17 protein-coding genes and 1 tRNA gene are annotated in these 17,343 nt (G+C 42.0%); 5 read left to right on the forward strand and 13 right to left on the reverse strand.

Features of this window, described 5'->3' with window-relative positions; translation table 11 throughout:
* The first annotated feature begins 4 nt into the window (after positions 1-4).
* Positions 5-1,690, forward strand: a complete 1,686-nt coding sequence (locus C5745_RS09220; protein ID WP_165793057.1) for a RagB/SusD family nutrient uptake outer membrane protein — start codon at positions 5-7, stop codon at positions 1,688-1,690.
* 255 nt (positions 1,691-1,945) lie between these two features.
* Here C5745_RS09220 and C5745_RS09225 read toward each other — a convergent pair whose 3' ends face one another.
* The 4 genes from C5745_RS09225 to C5745_RS09240 form a co-directional block, all read right to left on the reverse strand.
* Positions 1,946-2,242 carry an HU family DNA-binding protein gene (locus tag C5745_RS09225; RefSeq protein WP_105716714.1) on the reverse strand — a complete coding sequence of 99 codons (297 nt, stop codon included), beginning with the start codon at positions 2,240-2,242 and terminating at the stop codon, positions 1,946-1,948.
* Between the two features lie 274 nt (positions 2,243-2,516).
* Positions 2,517-2,969, reverse strand: coding sequence for an SRPBCC domain-containing protein (locus C5745_RS09230; RefSeq protein ID WP_105716715.1), 453 nt, complete (start codon positions 2,967-2,969; stop codon positions 2,517-2,519).
* Between the two features lie 19 nt (positions 2,970-2,988).
* Positions 2,989-3,429 (reverse strand): VOC family protein, encoded by a 441-nt coding sequence (locus tag C5745_RS09235; protein WP_105716716.1) that lies wholly within the window; start codon positions 3,427-3,429, stop codon positions 2,989-2,991.
* Between the two features lie 175 nt (positions 3,430-3,604).
* A complete protein-coding gene (locus tag C5745_RS09240; RefSeq protein ID WP_105716717.1) occupies positions 3,605-4,684 on the reverse strand; it encodes an agmatinase family protein in 1,080 nt (359 codons plus the stop codon).
* Positions 4,685-4,865: 181 nt separating this feature from the next.
* Here C5745_RS09240 and C5745_RS09245 point away from each other — a divergent pair, with 181 nt between their 5' ends.
* Complete coding sequence (locus C5745_RS09245; protein ID WP_105716718.1) at positions 4,866-5,744, forward strand: Ppx/GppA phosphatase family protein; 879 nt, start codon at positions 4,866-4,868, stop codon at positions 5,742-5,744.
* Positions 5,745-5,808: 64 nt separating this feature from the next.
* Positions 5,809-5,892 (forward strand) — tRNA-Leu (locus tag C5745_RS09250).
* A gap of 57 nt (positions 5,893-5,949) precedes the next feature.
* Here C5745_RS09250 and C5745_RS09255 read toward each other — a convergent pair.
* The 9 genes from C5745_RS09255 to C5745_RS09295 form a co-directional block, all read right to left on the reverse strand.
* Positions 5,950-7,362: an alkaline phosphatase gene (locus tag C5745_RS09255; protein ID WP_105716719.1), complete on the reverse strand. Its 1,413-nt coding sequence runs from the start codon at positions 7,360-7,362 to the stop codon at positions 5,950-5,952.
* Positions 7,363-7,533: 171 nt separating this feature from the next.
* Positions 7,534-8,385: a universal stress protein gene (locus tag C5745_RS09260; RefSeq protein WP_105716720.1), complete on the reverse strand. Its 852-nt coding sequence runs from the start codon at positions 8,383-8,385 to the stop codon at positions 7,534-7,536.
* Positions 8,386-8,435: 50 nt separating this feature from the next.
* Positions 8,436-9,395 (reverse strand): hypothetical protein, encoded by a 960-nt coding sequence (locus C5745_RS09265; RefSeq protein WP_105716721.1) that lies wholly within the window; start codon positions 9,393-9,395, stop codon positions 8,436-8,438.
* A 152-nt stretch (positions 9,396-9,547) separates the two neighbouring features.
* Positions 9,548-10,342, reverse strand: a complete 795-nt coding sequence (locus C5745_RS09270; protein ID WP_105716722.1) for a (Fe-S)-binding protein — start codon at positions 10,340-10,342, stop codon at positions 9,548-9,550.
* A gap of 10 nt (positions 10,343-10,352) precedes the next feature.
* Positions 10,353-11,645 (reverse strand): (Fe-S)-binding protein, encoded by a 1,293-nt coding sequence (locus C5745_RS09275; RefSeq protein ID WP_105716723.1) that lies wholly within the window; start codon positions 11,643-11,645, stop codon positions 10,353-10,355.
* A 94-nt stretch (positions 11,646-11,739) separates the two neighbouring features.
* Positions 11,740-12,675: a 30S ribosomal protein S6--L-glutamate ligase gene (rimK, locus tag C5745_RS09280; protein WP_105716724.1), complete on the reverse strand. Its 936-nt coding sequence runs from the start codon at positions 12,673-12,675 to the stop codon at positions 11,740-11,742.
* 56 nt (positions 12,676-12,731) lie between these two features.
* Positions 12,732-13,142 carry an ATP-dependent zinc protease family protein gene (locus C5745_RS09285; RefSeq protein WP_105716725.1) on the reverse strand — a complete coding sequence of 137 codons (411 nt, stop codon included), beginning with the start codon at positions 13,140-13,142 and terminating at the stop codon, positions 12,732-12,734.
* 38 nt (positions 13,143-13,180) lie between these two features.
* Positions 13,181-14,359, reverse strand: coding sequence for an AIR synthase related protein (locus C5745_RS09290; protein ID WP_105716918.1), 1,179 nt, complete (start codon positions 14,357-14,359; stop codon positions 13,181-13,183).
* 143 nt (positions 14,360-14,502) lie between these two features.
* Complete coding sequence (locus tag C5745_RS09295; protein ID WP_105716726.1) at positions 14,503-14,997, reverse strand: DNA-deoxyinosine glycosylase; 495 nt, start codon at positions 14,995-14,997, stop codon at positions 14,503-14,505.
* Positions 14,998-15,300: 303 nt separating this feature from the next.
* Here C5745_RS09295 and C5745_RS09300 point away from each other — a divergent pair, with 303 nt between their 5' ends.
* Together C5745_RS09300 and C5745_RS09305 are read left to right on the forward strand one after the other, a co-directional pair.
* Positions 15,301-15,873 carry a UbiX family flavin prenyltransferase gene (locus C5745_RS09300; RefSeq protein ID WP_105716727.1) on the forward strand — a complete coding sequence of 191 codons (573 nt, stop codon included), beginning with the start codon at positions 15,301-15,303 and terminating at the stop codon, positions 15,871-15,873.
* Positions 15,874-16,074: 201 nt separating this feature from the next.
* Entirely contained in the window at positions 16,075-17,343 is a 1,269-nt protein-coding gene (locus C5745_RS09305) for a dihydroorotase (RefSeq protein ID WP_105716728.1), read from the forward strand.

The raw sequence follows: 17,343 nt of genomic DNA on the forward strand, positions 1-17,343 counted from the left end.
CGTAATGAAAAAAACAATATATGCATTATTGGTTGGCGTGTTCGCTTTGTCGGGATGTGAAAAGTTTCTCGAAGAAGATAACCGTGGAGGAATTACCAATGAAGAGTTTTATAGGACGGAAGCGGGATATAGATCTATTGTTAGCTCATCCTATGCTACCTTACGTACAACATTCGGTCGGCAGGCACCCTGGCTTTTGTTGGGCGGTACGGATGTTTACCAAATGAACAGAGGATTTGATAACCGCGCTTTGATGGAGTATACGCAGCTCTTTGCGGATAACGGCGATGTATTGACCTTTTATAGAAACTGCTATGAAGCCATACAGAATATCAACGTAGCGATATTTTATAACGATATCACCGAAGTAGATGAAGTGCAGCGGAAAACCTGGTTGGCTGAATTGAGGTTCTTGCGTGCATTTTACCATTTCATGTTGATAGAGCAGTTCGGTGGCATCGTTATTAATGACGAACCCACCTTGGAGGAGCCGCGGCTGAATCTTCCTCGCGCTTCGTTGGCTGAATCCTTCGACTTTGTAATCAGTGAAATGGAAGCAGCATTACCGGATTTGGAAAATGATCGCGCCAGAGTGAATCAGGCAGCCGCAAATCATTACCTAGCCAAAGCGTATTTAACAAGAGGATGGGACTTAGAACAACGTGCTGATTTTGAAGAAGCGCGACAATATGCAGAAGCAGCAATTGGTGGGTATAGCATCAGCATTCCGTACGAAGAGTTATGGTCCCCATCGAATGAGATGAATGACGAAGTGCTGTTCGCGGTACAGTACGACGGAGAATCCATAGGAGATGTAAGTGAGGGAAACAATCAACAGTCTTTGTTCGGTCCATATCTGGGGGGGGCGGAGCTGAACCATAAATATATGACCTCGCCGATGATTCCGTCTTGGAGTTTGCACAATTTTTATGAAGAGAACGACGCTCGTTATGATGCAACATTTATGTTGACAATTTATGATCAGTATTTTGACTATTATGATGGTAATAAGGATAAAAATGAAATGCTAATCCGTGCGTATTATCCGCGGGTTTGGGGAAGAGAGTACACATCTGCTGATTCATTGGCTTGGGTACAAGGAAAGGAACATCAGATTGCTTCCAATTTTCGGTATTATCCCTTTAAATATGACGAACAAGAATATCGGACCAATTATCAACTGGATTTTGTCACACCTGTGATCAAGAAGTTTGATAGTCCGAGCACCCGTCAGATATTTGGTACACATGTGAGCGTACGGGACATAGTATTAGCACGTAAAGCCGAAACCTATTTCCTTTATGCAGAAGCCAGCATCGGATTAAACGACTTTGGTACAGCAGAGCAATACGTTCAGCGCGTTTTGGATCGTCCTGAAAATGCTAAAGGTGGCGGAACACTTAGACCTTCTCAAAGTATTGCTAATGCGTCTAGCCAAAGTGAAGCTTTAGATGGACTGTTGATAGAAAGTGCCAAAGAGTTTGCTGGGGAGTATTTACGTTGGGCTGAACTGAGGCGTACTGGGAAACTGAAAGAACTGTGTGGACGCTATAATTTTGACATACGTAGGGTCGGTGCTGAAGAGGCGTTCCGTGGAGCGGATGGACAGGATAAAATCTATCGTCCTATCCCGCAAGCCGCGATTGATATTAATGAAGCCCAAGTTTCGCAAAATCCTGGGTACAATTAACGGTTGACCCGAAAGAATATTATGCTGTTTTAAGTCTCTTTGCTGAAAAGTAAAGAGACTTATTTCTTTGTTAAATCAATATCATTCGCAAAAATAGCTTTGGGTTGTATTTTTTTAGGGCGCGACAAATAACTAAAAAAAATATTTGCCATGTTACAAAAATCCGCTACGTATACACGTCAAACGAGGCTGTCGAAAGTTGTTAAAAAAAATAGGGAGCATCGCTCCCTATTTTTTTATTTTATACTATTTATACTATTTTTTCTTTCCTTTTTTAGGAGCATCTACGGCTTCTTTAAGGGCTTTGCCAGCGGTGAATTTAGGAAGTTTCTTCGCAGCTATTTTGATAGTAGCCCCAGTTTGTGGGTTTCTACCGTTTCGAGCAGCACGGTCGGATATACCAAAAGTTCCAAAACCAATTAAAGTAACGTTTTCGCCTTTTGATAAGGATGAAGACACCGCCCCTGTAAAACTGTTGACGGCTTTCTCTGCTTGTGACTGCGTAATTCCAGCCTCGCTGGCAATATGCTTAATCAAGTCTGTTTTGTTCATTATTATTCAAGTTTAAGATTTATAGTGTATATACTAATTCTATGCCACAAATATAAATTTTAGATAACAACATTAACTTTTTTATATTCTCGTTTGAAGTATATGCTGGACATGCTTTTTTAACGGTTTATATCCGGTCCTTCTATAGTTGCATATTTGGCGTATCCCTACTTTCGATTCGAATATAAATATAATATCGAATAAACCAAAATTAATACCTAAAGAATAATAATTTTTTTTCTTTTTCCTTAAAATTAGAGGCTTTAAAGAGGGATTACGTCGTCGGTCGCATAAAATCAAATGCTCCCTGCCGTAGATTTATTCCGTATTCTAGATAAGCTTTCAGACAAGCTAAAAAATTCGCCCATCCTTCTGTTTGGCCTTTTGCACGTTCAATTCCTTCGATGGTATTATCCATTTCGTGTTCAATAATCTTTACAATAGTAGATTGATTATCACTTTCTGTCAAAAATATCTCTACAAGTTGATTCTCGAGTCCACCGCTCCAATCAAAGGAGATATAGTTGAAGGGTCTGATTTCTTTGCCTGTTACGGGGAAACGTTCAGGAAACTCGGGAAACATCCACTCAACCGTGACACCGTTTTCCAGTTTTCCTGAGGCATTCGCTATAAAGTAGCCGCTCATTTTTTCTGGTTTAATGATCGTATCGAAAACCTCGGCAATAGGTTTTTGTATTTGAATTTTGGCTGTGGCAGTAAGTTTCATAGGAGCGTTTTATTGACTGCTACATTGCTTTGTTGCCTTCATAGTGTATCATCCACGCGATACCAAACTGATCCACGAAAGAAGAGAACAGCTCTGCGAAGAATGTTTCACCTAAATCCATTTCCATTGTTTGTGCATTTACGCTGAGTTTATTGTGCAACGCCTGCGCTTGTTCTGGTGAGTCAGTGTCCAACATAACGTAGTTGGAGGTGCCAAATACCGCTTTTTGACCAAAACTCTCGATGCAGTCTGAACCCATAATCATGGCATGTTCATTAATTCGTAAAGCCGTATGCATGATTTTGTTTTTATCTGTTTCGGGGATTGTAAAATTAGGGTCGGCCGGCATATCTCCAAATCGGTGAACCCCTAAGAATGGACCACCAAAAACAGTCTGGTAAAACTGAAAAGCTTCTTCACAGTTTCCGTTAAAGTTAAGGTAAGCGTGTAGTTTTGTCATGATGCTATTATCAACAGGTATAATATTATAAATTATCTTTTTGCTTTAATTGCTTGTGTCAATATAGTCAAATATAAAAGGCTTAAAGAAAAAATGTCTTGTCATAAGGCAAGAAAAGAATCTGATATAGTTGTGGGATCTGAGGCAGGCCATATGTGCCTGCCTGGATCTGTTTTTAAAATGTGATGGGCGTACCGGTATCCAACCCGTTATTTTTCGCTAATACACCACACAAATGAAAAAGTAGACGCGCTCCCACGTTTCCATCCCACTCATCGGTTTCGCCCGGTGCTACTTCGACCAGGTCAACCCCGACGATATGTTTGCCCGAACTCGCTAGCGCATTCAGCATATAAGTCACCTGCTCGTATGATAGCCCTCCAGGTACGGGTGTTCCGGTGTTTGGACAATACCAACGATATAATGCATCAATATCGAAACTGACGGCAACATGGTTAGGTAACAAATCGATTATTTCATTTACTTGTTGTTGCCATGGTTGGCCTTCAAATTGTCTTGCTTTGAGATCTGCGTCTGTAAAAACATGTATTTTGGCAGAGGATTTAGCGATAGAAACCTCTTCTTCACAAAAATCACGTATTCCCACTTGAATCAATTTGCTGACCTGAGGCAATTGAATAGCATTGTACATAATAGAAGCGTGTGAATAGGTGAATCCTTCATAGGCAACACGTAGGTCCATGTGCGCATCAAAATGAAGAATCCCGAAATCCTCGTATTTATCTGCCAAAGCACGGTAATAACCCAAAGGGGTAGAATGATCGCCTCCGAGTAGGACAACCCTTTTTCCCTTTGCTAGCCAATTTGATACCCGCTCATGTAAAGCGCTGTTCAGGGTCTCACAAGCTTCGTTGACAATAGCCAAATCTGCCTGTAACTCCGGACTTTGTTGAATATCTTTCCCCGCTTCCAATGCTTTAATAATAGGCTGCGCTAACTTTTTATATCGTTTGCTGTTGGCTGTCCATTGTTCGGGCGCTTGGTCCATGTAGATGCCGAGTTTCCATAAACCGGGAAATTCTTGATGATGTAAATCTACTTGGAAAGATGCTTCCATAATAGCTTCTGGACCTAATGACGCTCCTGCGCCGTAGCTTACAGTTACTTCCCAAGGCACTGGTATAACGATAATCTCACTTTCGTCGGCAGTAAATGGTAGGCCATAAATGCTGGCATCAGCTAACCCTGGCTGCGACGGATCAAAATTTGCTATTTTCTGTTCTTTTGTAGACATAGTAATGTTTTGATTTTTCGTGTAAAGATAATAGAAAGTTTTTTCTCTGATTCCGGAAACGATTTTTTTATTGACGTGTGGAAAAAACAAAATAGATACGTTAACTTAACACTATATTAATATTTGATTCAGTAATATTGTACATTATTAAAATTATAATCGAACTATCAAAATTTTATCTGTGAGATACGGAGCTATAGATATAGGATCTAACGCCGTTAGATTATTAATTGCGGAAGTTAATACGGAAACCAAGCCAGTTCAATTTAAAAAAGAAGCGCTTATACGGGTGCCCCTACGTCTGGGCGATGACGCGTTTATAGACCATCACATATCAAAGCCCAAATTTGATAATATGGTCAAAACTATGCAAGCTTTTCGTAATCTCATGGATGTCTACCGTGTTTCTGACTATATGGCTTGTGCGACTTCTGCCATGCGGGATGCGGACAACGGGGCAGATATCGCGGCGGCATGTAAAAAAGTAGGGGTTGACATTCAAATTATAGGCGGTAGCCAAGAGGCCAAAATAATTTATAACAGCCACCTCCAGGAGAAGATGGATACCGGTAGGGTGTATCTCTATATAGACGTTGGGGGAGGGAGCACGGAGATTTCGCTTTTCGCAGATGGGAAGCTGGTCGCTTCACAGTCTTTTAACCTGGGAACTATTCGTATATTGGATAACCAAGATAGCCCAGAGACTTGGGAAAATATGAAACTATGGATAAAAGAGCACACAAAAAAATATAAACATATATATGGCATCGGAACGGGAGGGAATATCAATAAACTTTCCAGGATTGCGAATGATAAAGCTGACAAGCCGATGTCCTATGCAAAGCTTAGGGCTATTTATCAGCATTTGAATGCGTATTCTCTAAAAGACCGAATTCATGTGCTGGGATTAAAGCAAGATAGGGCAGATGTTATTATTCCGGCTGCAGAGATTTTTCTGACCATCATGAAGGTAGCGCGATTAAAGAATATTGTGGCGCCGAGGGTCGGTTTGGTTGATGGTATTATCCAGACTTTGATAGACAATAACTTAGCGAAATAAAGTGTAAAATTTGCTAAAAACCTTTCGCTAATGAGCTAAAAAGCATTACTTTTGTTCACGCAATGCCCAGGTGGCGAAATTGGTAGACGCACCATCTTGAGGGGGTGGCGCTCGCAAGGGCGTGGCAGTTCGAATCTGCTCCTGGGCACTATATCTACAAGAGGGGCTTAGATTATAAGCCTCTCTTTCTTTTTATACTTCGTTTTTATACCTGTATTCCCGCGGTTTGCAGCATAAAGTTGTGTAACGCAGTATTCTTGATGAAAGGTTTCAAATCTTCACTACCAGGGCCGTACATCGCCAACTCTACATAATCGGCTGAGTGATCCATGGAAGCCCAACCGATAGATAAATGTTTTCGTTGATACTGGGCAAGTTGCTGGAACGGCAACCGTCTTGGGTTGTAAATCCCTTCACTGTCTAACTGTTCATAATGCTTTAGTAACACTTTCGCTTCATCCGTCGCAATCGCATATCCTTGTGCAAATTCGATACGCTCTATCAGACGAGCTACGGAGTAACTTTTGTCGACACCGTTCAATATCCAATCGTTCGTATGCTTAAATGTTTGTATGCGATCAAAGTTTTTATTGGCTTCAGCCCCCGAGAATAACCCTGGGTTGGCATTACCATGATCGGTGGTGATGATCACTAGCGTTTCTTTATCGGCTTCCGCAAATGCCATTGCTTCGCCTACGGCGTCATCAAACGCTAATTGATCGTAAATAAGTCCACCCGGATCATTTGCATGCGCTGCCCAGTCGACTTTACCACCTTCAACCTGCAGTACAAAACCGTTATTGTTGTTTTTTAATTGCTTGATAGCAGCTTTAGTCATTTCTGCCAAACTCGGTGTTTTTGTCGCTAGTGCAGCATCATTTTCTCGGTCCAGTGCATAAGGCAAGCCGCCGTCATGAAAGACGCCCAGAATTGGCTTGTTTTCGTTAGTAGCAAGCTTATTCATGTCATCACGGTTCTTCAAAACGGTGAAGCCAGCCTGCTGATATTTTGTAAAAAGATCTTGTTTGTCAGGTCGCTTGTTAGCACTAAAGAATTCCTCTCCGCCGCCCATCATGATGTCAAAACCTAAATCCATATATTGGAGAGCAATAGCGGGTTCGGCCGATCGCTTTACACTATTCACGCAAAAGCCTGCTGGCGTAGCGTGGGTAATCGTCACACTTGTTACACATCCAACGGATTTGCCGGCCGCTTTAAATTTCTGTAAAATAGGCTTGTTGAAGGACCCATCGGCGTTGACATTGAGGGAGCCATTTGGCACTCGAATGCCACCGCCCCAAGAGGAGCTTGCCGCCGCCGAATCCGTAATTAGCGAATTCGCGGAAGCAGTATCCATCAATGCGCGACGCACTTTATCATGCGAATAAAGCGATAGCCAGTTGCTTTCACGGCCTTCTTTGCGTTGGCGCATCATATCGGCCATGTTCAATGTGCCGATACTCATACCGTCGCTCACCATAAATATAATATTTTTAGCCTTACCAGCGTTTCCTAACGTTTCATCAACGAAACGACCGGCGAAAGAAGAAAAAGGGGATAAAACCGAAGCGCCTATCGCGCCTAATGCGGTTTTCTTAAAAAAATCTCTACGTCTCATGTATTTTTATGTACTTTATTCGGTGCCCTTCGAGAGATGGACAAAATCAAGACACAAAGCTAGGTGATTTGAGGAAAGTAGATGTGCTCTTTAGTTTAATTTATTATTAATAATTTGTAGACTGTTTATTTTGTGTTACAATCATCGAGAGCAAGTCCCCTTCAAGCGCGGCTATTCGTTGTATATCGCCATAATAGGGACGTCTATGCTACGTAGCAAATCTTGCGTGAGACTGAATGAAAAAAGACGTTGGTAGAAATTTCGCTTGTGATTGACTAGGCACACCATATCGATATTATTGGTTTTGCAATAGTCAGCAAGAGACGCCTTTAAATTGATAGTGTCAATAGACTGGAAATGTACATTATCTTCGGTGCCGTTAAAATGCAACGACTCTTTAAACCGGTCCATTAGTGGTACAATGGATTCGCCGTGCGCCAAATCAAAGTGCAATACGTGCAATTTCGCTTCAAATTCTTCACATATTTTTACGATTTGAGCGAGGGGACCTTTTTCATCTTCTTTGTAGTCTACCAAAAAAACGATATTATTGATGTCGCCATCGAAAGACGCCCGTTCGGGAATAGCAATGACCGGCTTGTTGATTTGTTCGAGGATAACAGAAGTGTTTGTCTTCATAAAAACGTCAAACATTCCCATTTTAATGGCTTGTGTCCCCATCATCACTAGCTCTATCTTGTCTTCCTTTCGCTGGACATAGGCTTTGAGAGTTTCTATAAACTGACCTTCTTCTACGACATATTTAACTTTTACACCTTCCCGATCGGAATACAACTTGTCGATTAATTTCTCAAAGGGGGGGAACTTATCTTTTTTAGATCGGAAGTTCTCGATATCGACTTTTTCATATATCGCTTGGGTTTCCTCGTCGATTTCTGCGCCAGGCATAAAGCAGTGATAAACGATTAGCTTCACCTGGATTTTTTCTGCATATTTAAGGGCGTAATCGAATGCATTGAGAGATGCTTTAGAAAAATCAGTTGGAAAGAGTATGCTTTTCATAATGCTGTTAGATAAAGATTTATAAGTTCGTTTTAAAACCGTGTTTTTCGCTACCCCGCTGCGAGGTAACGAACCATATAAACGAGAACAATACTGACGATCAAACCAATCATCACTTTTACTAAATCCATGCCAAGGTTTCTGAACATGGCTTTACGATTTTCTTTTTTTCGCAACATGAAGTTGATCGCGATTTCCCGTCCGGCCAAAATACCTATAAATACCCAGGTTGTACTCATCGGAACGTTGTTCAGCTCTTTAAAAAAGAACAGTATAATACCGTAAGCGAAATCGATGATGGTTGCCGAACGGATATCGACCGTGTTGGTCTTGGAACGTACAATATTTTGAATGGCGCCACCTCTTGTTGCGATAATGTAAGCCAGTAAGCCTAGCAGTACGGCAAGGGACAAGCCGAGTTGCCAGCCATTGAGGTCTCTCGGCAGATATACGTAAATATTTGCGAAATCCTGAATTAGCCATTGAGACCAAAGGAAACCGGTAGATCCCCATTGTAGTGCTGTCCAAACCTCGGTTTGCCGGCGAGTAATTGGATTTTCGATAAATTTTCGCTCCAATACCTTTGAAATGGCTAGGTACAAGACGATGGCAGCTCCAAAGGCTACAGCATAGCCGGAAACTGACTTGAGCACCATTTCGTTTAGATTTTCGGGATTAAAAAAAGTAAGTATAAGAAAGGAGGTACTTACCGGAATACCCGTACGGGTGAGTAGCATCAGAATGACTGGCGGCAGCAAGAAATACCAAGCGAAGGGATCTGGCAAAGGATATTTTTCGAGTCTGCCGTAGGAAACGTCTCCATCGTAGTTTATATATCCAATGATGAGGGTAACTGACAATATACCACCAGCGAACAACCATAATACCCACCATTTTTTTCGTTCATTAGAACTTAAAAACGTACCTAACGTCTGTATAGTATCGTTACCGACGACGGAATAGGCGGCCAATACGAAACCCAAGTACATCACAATTGCAGAAATATCCATCTTGCTTGTATTTATATTACGGGTGGCAAGTGACACAATTTATGTTAACTTATTGTTAACTTAATGTTGTTTTTTTGTGTCCTATATGTAAATGGTGGGTAGCAGGCGAGTATAGCTAGTATATACATAAAGGTGCCTACTAACCAGTGGCATCACATGTTATTCGCCCTGACCGTGATCTCGGCAATGTCAAGAATCTCGATTTGTTTTTCTTTATCTTTTGCTTTGACTCCATCCCGCAGCATTGTCATACAGAACGGACAAGCGGCAGCAACGATGGTTGCCTGCGATTCGATGACATCTTCCATACGTTCTACGTTTACCTCTTTTTTTCCCGGTTCCGGTTCTTTGAACATTTGCGCTCCACCTGCTCCACAGCACAATCCATTGCTCCTACAGCGTTTTAATTCGACTAAATCTGCGTCGAGCACTTCCAATACCTGCCGGGGCGCTTCGTAGACTTCGTTGGCACGACCTAAATAACATGGATCGTGGTAGGTGATGCGCTTTCCTCTAAATTCGTTTCCATCGGCGGGTTTAAGTTTTCCTTCGGTTATCAGCGACTGGATGAGTTGGGTGTGATGAATAACTTCGAAATTCCCACCTAAATTAGGATATTCATTCTTAATTGTATTGAAACAGTGTGGGCAGGCTGTGACGATTTTCGTTATTTCGTATCCATTTAACACCTCGATATTCATTAATGCCTGCATTTGAAAAAGAAACTCGTTTCCGGCTCTTTTTGCCGGATCGCCCGTACAATTTTCTTCTGTACCCAAAACAGCGTATTTAACACCTACGTGCTGTAAAATTTTACAGACGGATTTAGTAATACGTTGGGCACGTTCATCAAAACTTCCTGCACACCCGACCCAAAACAAAAGATCTGGACGTTCGCCTTTTGCTGCCATTTCTGCTACCGTAGGAATATGAAAAGTTTTTTCCATGAGTGTTTTATTATTGATTTATCCAGTTAGCGCGATCCGCTTGCGCATATTTCCAAGGAGCCCCGTTATTTTCCAAGTTACCAAACATCGCGTTGATACTTGTAGGAGCTTGTGATTCTTCCATCACGGCGTACTGGCGTAATCCAAGAATAATCTCCAAAGGATCTATATTAACGGGACACGCTTCCACACAGGCATTGCACGTTGTACAGGCCCATATTTCCTCTCTCATGATATAAGAGTCGATTAATGACTTGTTATCTTCTTGAAAACGTCCGTTTTTTGCAATATTTTGTCCCACTTCTGCTAATCGATCTCGTGTATCCATCATAATTTTGCGGGGTGACAACAGCTTACCTGTGATATTGGCCGGACACGCTGCAGTGCAACGGCCACACTCGGTGCAGGCATATGCGTCTAATAAGTTCTTCCAAGTAAGATCTTGTACGTCCTTGACGCCAAACCGGCCAACTTCATTTGTCGGTGGCGGGAGTGAAGGATCTAGCATCGCCTTTACTTCGTGGGTTACAGTAGGCATATTGTCAAATTTACCTTTGGGCTCCAATTTTGAAAAATAAGTATTTGGGAACGCTAGAATAATATGCAAATGCTTCGATACCGGGAGGTAGTTTAAGAAAGCCAACACGCCGATAATGTGAAACCACCAACAAAACCGCTCTAGCGCCACCAATGCCGGAGCAGATTCAGGCAATAGAGGAAGTAAAAACTGACTTACTGGAAACGCGCCTGCATGGTGATACACCGGATGATCAAGTTGTTGAAGTTTAAGGTCGGCAGCGTTCATGAACAGAAATGCCGTCATAAGTAAAATTTCCGCAATTAAGATAAGATTAGCATCCGTTCTTGGCCAGTTTTTAAGCTCCCTGCCACCAAAACGGTAGATCCGCAACGCGCTCCGTCTAACGAGAAAGATAATACAGCTAAACAGCACAGCGAAAGCTAACCATTCAAAGGTATATATAAGACCGCTATAAAACGTTCCTAAAGAATAAAAGACCCGATGTGTACCGAATAAACCATCGATAATGATTTCAAGCATCTCAATATTGATAATGCAGAAACCCACATATACAAATAGGTGCAACAGGGCTGGAATCGGTTTCTTGAACATCTTTTTTTGTCCGAAGGCAACCAGAAGCATCAGTTTCAGGCGTTCAATTGGTCTGTCGCTCCGATCTACAGCTTTGCCGAGCTTAATGTTTTTATAGATGCGGCGAGCGTTTCTAGCGAAAATCACCACGGCGAGTGTGAACAAACAAAAGAAGATGATTTGACCCATCATAACTATTTTTTAGTTGGTTTCTACACAAATATAACGATACGGCTTATACTATGTTAGCATAATACATATTTGGAAAGATTAAAAATAGCGGATTTTATAGTTTGCTCTCTTTTTTTACTTTACGCTTGGTGTTTACGATTTTAGCAGCTTGTGTAATAGCAAATTGACCCTCCAGGTACTTCACGATCTCGCTGGCGATATCTTTTCCCGTGGCCGTTTCAATACCTTCTAATCCCGGTGATGAATTGACTTCGAGAATGAGCGGTCCACGGGCGGAGGGGAGCATATCAACACCAGCTACCGTGAGTCCCATAGCTTTTGCCGCAGAAACAGCGGTCTGCTTTTCCGCACGCGTTAGTTTAACGATTTCCGCACTTCCGCCACGGTGCAAATTCGAACGGAATTCACCTTCCTTAGCCGTTCGTTTCATAGCACCTACTACCTTGCCATCTACAACAAAAGCTCGGATATCTGTTCCTTTTGCTTCTTTAATATACTCCTGTATTAGAATGTTGTTGCCTAGTCCATAAAATGCTTCAATAACCGACGAGGCCGCTTTTTTTGTTTCCGCTAATACCACGCCGATACCCTGTGTGCCTTCCAATAGTTTGATGACTAATGGAGCACCACCAACCATGCTGATCAAGTCGTCCACATCGGAAACGGAACGTGCGAACCCGGTAATCGGAAGGCCGAGACCTGCGCCCGACAGAATTTGCATGCAACGTAGTTTATCCCGAGAACGTGTGATTGCCTGGCTTGGATTTGCAGACACAACGTTCATTACCTCAAACTGGCGCACAATCGCAGAGCCGTAGAATGTCAAAGACGAACCGATCCGTGGGATAATGGCGTCAATATGGGATAAATCTTGCCCTTTGTAATGAATAGTAGGTTTCCCCTGTTGGATGCCCACGTAGCATTTGCTGTGATCTATGACTACGCAATGGTGCCCGCGGAGTTGAACGGCTTCGACCAGACGTTTAGTCGAATAAAGGTTTTTGTTTGTTGATAATACAGCAATATTCACTGAAAGTATTTTTTATGGTTAAAACAGATGAGTCTAAGATAAGTTTTGGAGTACCACTATATATTCTTTGCCAGATGGTCTTGTGACACATCGACCAAAAATTTGCCACTAACGAAGTTTCTTCCAAGTAGCATAGGGTAAGACATTGCGGAACGGTCCCGAACGGATAATTTGATATCAAATAGCTTGTTGAATAATTTTATCTTTGTTATAAAAATATGTCTTGTTTCGGATTGTCCGAAAGAGCTTTTCACCACGCGTTCCCGATGGATAAGAAAGGTAAAATCTGGGTGTCCTTGGATAGTACATCGAATATAGCGATGCCCATCCTTTTCAAATATTTCAAACCGGTTGCAATGTAATACAGAGGTGTCTGCACCCGTATCCACTTTTGCACAAATGTTATAGAGCCCCAACTCGGGGAGATCTACTGTTTCTATGCGGCCTATGATACGCTTTTCTTGCATTACTTATCACGATTTCCTGTTTTTTATCGCGCTATTCTTTATTCGTAAATAAAGGATCCGTGTGGCGAACGAATAGTTACTTTTTTTGAGGTGCTCTCCTCTACACGGCCGATAATTTGCGCTTCAATACCATACGATTCGGATATATTGATGATATCCTTTGCAATTTCCTGCGGAATATATAGCTCCATACGATGGCCCATATTAAAGACTTTGTACATTTCTTCCCACGAGGTACTTGATTGTCTTTGAATGAGGTCAAACAGTGGCGGAATAGGAAATAAATTATCCTTGATGACATGTACATCTTCAATAAAATGTAACACTTTGGTTTGTGCGCCTCCCGAACAGTGAATCATCCCATCAATCTGTTGACGATATTTGTCAAGAACCGTCTTGATGACAGGCGCATAGGTACGTGTAGGAGATAGGACGAGCTTGCCGGCCGTGATCTCTTCGTTTTCATTTATTCTTATCGGTTCTGTCAATTTACAGTTGCCCGAAAATACCAATTCATAAGGCACCGCAGGGTCATAGCTTTCCGGATACTTTTCAGCAACATATTTATGAAAAACATCATGGCGCGCTGAGGTCAAACCATTGGAACCCATACCCCCATTATATTCGCTTTCATAGTTTGCCTGACCGTAAGATGCCAGTCCTACAATCACGTTTCCTGCCTTGATACGGTGATTGGAAATAATATCCTGTCGTTTCATGCGGCACGTTACAGTGCTGTCCACAATAATAGTCCGTACCAAATCGCCTAAGTCGGCTGTTTCCCCTCCTGTAGAGTAGATGCCAATACCTAGTTGTCGTAACTCGGCGAGAATATCTTCTGTACCGTTGATAATTTCGGCTATTACGTCGCCTGGGATGACGTTTTTATTGCGCCCGATAGTAGAAGAAAGTAAAATATTGTCGACCGCACCCACACAAAGAAGATCATCCACGTTCATTATAATGGCATCTTGGGCAATTCCACGCCAAACAGAGCTGTCTCCAGTTTCTTTCCAATAGACATACGCCAGCGAAGATTTTGTGCCGGCCCCATCGGCGTGCATGATGTTGCACCACGCCTCGTCACCTCCCAGTATGTCGGGTATGACTTTACAGAAAGCTTTCGGGAACAGTCCCTTGTCAATGTTCTTGATCGCGTTGTGTACATCCTCTTTGCCTGCGGACACACCCCTTTGGTTGTATTTTAAGTCTGACATCGTATGTGCAAAAATAACAAACCCAATGATATTCCTATAACGGAAAGATAAAAATTCGCTATACAGAGAAAACATATAGTATATGCACAGTTGTATTTTAAGTGCAAGCTGAGAAAGGGAAACGACGGTTGTCTTGCAATATACTAAGGTGTGCAGACCATTTCACGAACGATCTCCCAAGCACCCAATAATCTTTCTTGATTAAAACTGGCGTTTGCGGGGCTAGTACTCGGAAGTGTGATATATTGGATGCCGGCGGTTCGTTTAAAATATTTGTCGAATAGTTTTTGCGCTTTTTGGCCGTTAAAGCAAACGGTCTTGACATCGGGATTATCTTGAAGCAATTGGTTTATTTTGTTGGGACTTTCCTCCAAGATGTCGGTATCCATACTACCCTTTCGAATAGCCGCTTCGCAGACATCCCATAGTGCAATGCCGTGTTGGTGTAACAGATCAACTCGACTAGAATAATCAATTGGAACAGGGACGGATAGGAGCAACGCCAAGGTTTTCCAAAAGCGATTTTGGGGATGAGCATAATATTGGTTTTCCTGCAATGATTTGTCTCCCGGCAAGGAGCCTAAAATGAGAAGTTTACTTTTTTCGGGAATAATGGGGGCGAATGATTTCTTGAACATGGTTCGAATTTAGAGAAAATCTTCGATTTTTATATCGAAGGTGTTCTTTAATCAAATTTTAATGTTAAGAGAGGGTTCGTGCAATTGTATTGTCCCATCCTTAACCCATTATTGCCACATGTAAAATTTTGATAACTGTAGAAATATCATTTTTGCAGTACCCATCTTATCAAAAATTTTTAAGTGGCGGCTTTTTTTGTTTCCTTTTTTTGAGAGAAAAAAAGGAAAAGCCAGTCGCGGCTTGAGCGACACAAAAAACATATAAAGAAACCCTTGTTTTTTATTAGCTTTGTCTAGAACGTTATGAAAAAGAAAAAGAAGATAATCGTTGCTATTACCGGCGCTAGCGGTTCAATCTATGCAAAGGTGTTGTTGGATAAATTAAGCAAACTGGATGATCAAGTGGCAGAGGTGGGCGTGGTGATGTCTGACAATGCGAAAGATGTGTGGACGTTTGAATTAGGAGCCGATAATTATCAACATTATCCTTTTACATTTTATAACAAAAACGATTTTATGGCGCCGTTTGCGTCTGGTTCTGCGCGTTTCGATACCATGATCGTTTGTCCTTGTTCTATGGGGACATTAGGACGCATTGCCCAAGGGATATCCTCTGATTTGACGACACGGGCGGCCGATGTGATATTAAAAGAACGTAGGAAGTTAGTGCTAGTTACACGTGAGACACCATTGAGCACCATCCATATACAAAACATGAATCTGGTAACGCAAGCAGGAGGGATTATTTGTCCAGCAAGTCCATCATTCTACAGCCTTCCCAAAACATTCGAAGAACTAGCTGCCACAGTGATAGACAGGGTGCTTTCCCTCAGTGATATTGACGTGGCTAGCTACGCTTGGGGCGATCAGCAATAAAAACCCATATTTTCAATATCGGTGTTTCGATATATTTTGTACATTTGTTTTTCAATGAAACAACGTATAAAATTGGATAATCGTATTCCATATTTCATTGGTTTATCTCAGGCAAAGCAGCATTGGTTTGTTCCTTTATATGTTTTATTTACCTACCATTTTAAATTACACTTTTCTCATTACTTTGTTTAAATATTATTCATGGATAATATATTGATTTCTTCCGCTCAGCTTATAGTGCCCGGTCATCCGCAAAACGGTAATATCGTTGATATACTTATTGAGGCAGGAAATATTAGCCGTATAGCACCGCGTATAAAGCCGACGAATAAACAAATACATGTTATAGACGGAAAAGGCAGGATCGTGTCAGCCGGTTTTTTTGATTTGCATGCTAATTTTGGCGAACCAGGTCTGGAAACTAAAGAAGACATCATAACCGGTACGGCGGCCGCAGCAGCAGGAGGATATACTGGAGTCGCTGTTTATCCCAACACGAACCCGCCCATCCATAGTCGTTCAGAAGTAGCGTTAGTCGTTAATTCCGCTAAAGGAAATATAGTTGATGTATACCCTGTTGGCACCATAAGCAAAAGACGTGAAGGAAAAGAACTCGCAGAATTATATGATATGCGGCTAGCGGGAGCGATTGCTTTCAGTGACGGAGACCATGCCGTTCAACAGGCCGGTTTAATGGGACGGGCGTTGTTGTATGCGAAAGGATTTGAGGGGTTAGTTATCTCTTTTCCAGAAGACGAGTCTGTCGCCGGCGGGCACCAGATGAATGAAGGGCAAATGAGCACCTACCTGGGCATGAAGGGAAAGCCGAACCTAGCAGAATCGCTCATGGTATCTCGCGACTTGTTCCTAGCCGAGTATAACGATGCCCGTATTCATTTTACGAGTATTTCTACGGCAGAATCAGTAGATTTGATAAAAAAGGCGAAAGCGAAAGGGTTGAACGTGACCTGCGATGTCGCCGCCCATAACTTGGTATACACCGATGAAGAAGTGGTAGGTTTTGACAGTAATTTTAAGGTGAATCCGCCTTTACGGACCAAGAAGGATATAAAAGCGCTTTTAAAAGGATTGAAAGAAGGTACGATAGATGCGGTGGTTTCACAACATACACCACACGAAGTGGAGTATAAGAATGTAGAGTTTCAAATTGCAAAAGAAGGCATTTTGGGTTTACAGACAACGTTACCTTTTTTAATTGAGGCGGGATTTACCGCTGACGATATTGTTCGATATTTGGCCGTACAGCCCAGACAGGTGGTGGGAAAAGATATCCCGACGGTTGAAGTAGGGAGCGAAGCCAATTTGGTGCTGTTTGATATGAACGAAAGATGGATGTTGGATACCAACACAAATAAATCAAAATCGGAAAATAGTCCTGTGTTTGGTCAAGAATTAAGAGGTAAAGTGAAAGTAGTAATTAACCATGGTCAATTGGTTGAAATTAAATAA

Origin of the sequence: Sphingobacterium haloxyli, from assembly GCF_002980525.1 — a bacterium.
GTDB classification, from domain to species: domain Bacteria; phylum Bacteroidota; class Bacteroidia; order Sphingobacteriales; family Sphingobacteriaceae; genus Sphingobacterium; species Sphingobacterium haloxyli.

What these genes read in the sequence shown, in the direction of transcription:
- C5745_RS09220 (WP_165793057.1), top strand. Translation starts at nt 5, where the DNA reads ATGAAAAAAACAATATATGCATTATTGGTTGGCGTGTTCGCTTTGTCG.
- C5745_RS09225 (WP_105716714.1), bottom strand. Translation starts at nt 2,242, where the DNA reads ATGAACAAAACAGACTTGATTAAGCATATTGCCAGCGAGGCTGGAATT.
- C5745_RS09230 (WP_105716715.1), bottom strand. Translation starts at nt 2,969, where the DNA reads ATGAAACTTACTGCCACAGCCAAAATTCAAATACAAAAACCTATTGCC.
- C5745_RS09235 (WP_105716716.1), bottom strand. Translation starts at nt 3,429, where the DNA reads ATGACAAAACTACACGCTTACCTTAACTTTAACGGAAACTGTGAAGAA.
- C5745_RS09240 (WP_105716717.1), bottom strand. Translation starts at nt 4,684, where the DNA reads ATGTCTACAAAAGAACAGAAAATAGCAAATTTTGATCCGTCGCAGCCA.
- C5745_RS09255 (WP_105716719.1), bottom strand. Translation starts at nt 7,362, where the DNA reads ATGAGACGTAGAGATTTTTTTAAGAAAACCGCATTAGGCGCGATAGGC.
- C5745_RS09260 (WP_105716720.1), bottom strand. Translation starts at nt 8,385, where the DNA reads ATGAAAAGCATACTCTTTCCAACTGATTTTTCTAAAGCATCTCTCAAT.
- C5745_RS09265 (WP_105716721.1), bottom strand. Translation starts at nt 9,395, where the DNA reads ATGGATATTTCTGCAATTGTGATGTACTTGGGTTTCGTATTGGCCGCC.
- C5745_RS09270 (WP_105716722.1), bottom strand. Translation starts at nt 10,342, where the DNA reads ATGGAAAAAACTTTTCATATTCCTACGGTAGCAGAAATGGCAGCAAAA.
- C5745_RS09275 (WP_105716723.1), bottom strand. Translation starts at nt 11,645, where the DNA reads ATGATGGGTCAAATCATCTTCTTTTGTTTGTTCACACTCGCCGTGGTG.
- C5745_RS09285 (WP_105716725.1), bottom strand. Translation starts at nt 13,142, where the DNA reads ATGCAAGAAAAGCGTATCATAGGCCGCATAGAAACAGTAGATCTCCCC.
- C5745_RS09290 (WP_105716918.1), bottom strand. Translation starts at nt 14,359, where the DNA reads ATGTCAGACTTAAAATACAACCAAAGGGGTGTGTCCGCAGGCAAAGAG.
- C5745_RS09295 (WP_105716726.1), bottom strand. Translation starts at nt 14,997, where the DNA reads ATGTTCAAGAAATCATTCGCCCCCATTATTCCCGAAAAAAGTAAACTT.
- C5745_RS09300 (WP_105716727.1), top strand. Translation starts at nt 15,301, where the DNA reads ATGAAAAAGAAAAAGAAGATAATCGTTGCTATTACCGGCGCTAGCGGT.
- C5745_RS09305 (WP_105716728.1), top strand. Translation starts at nt 16,075, where the DNA reads ATGGATAATATATTGATTTCTTCCGCTCAGCTTATAGTGCCCGGTCAT.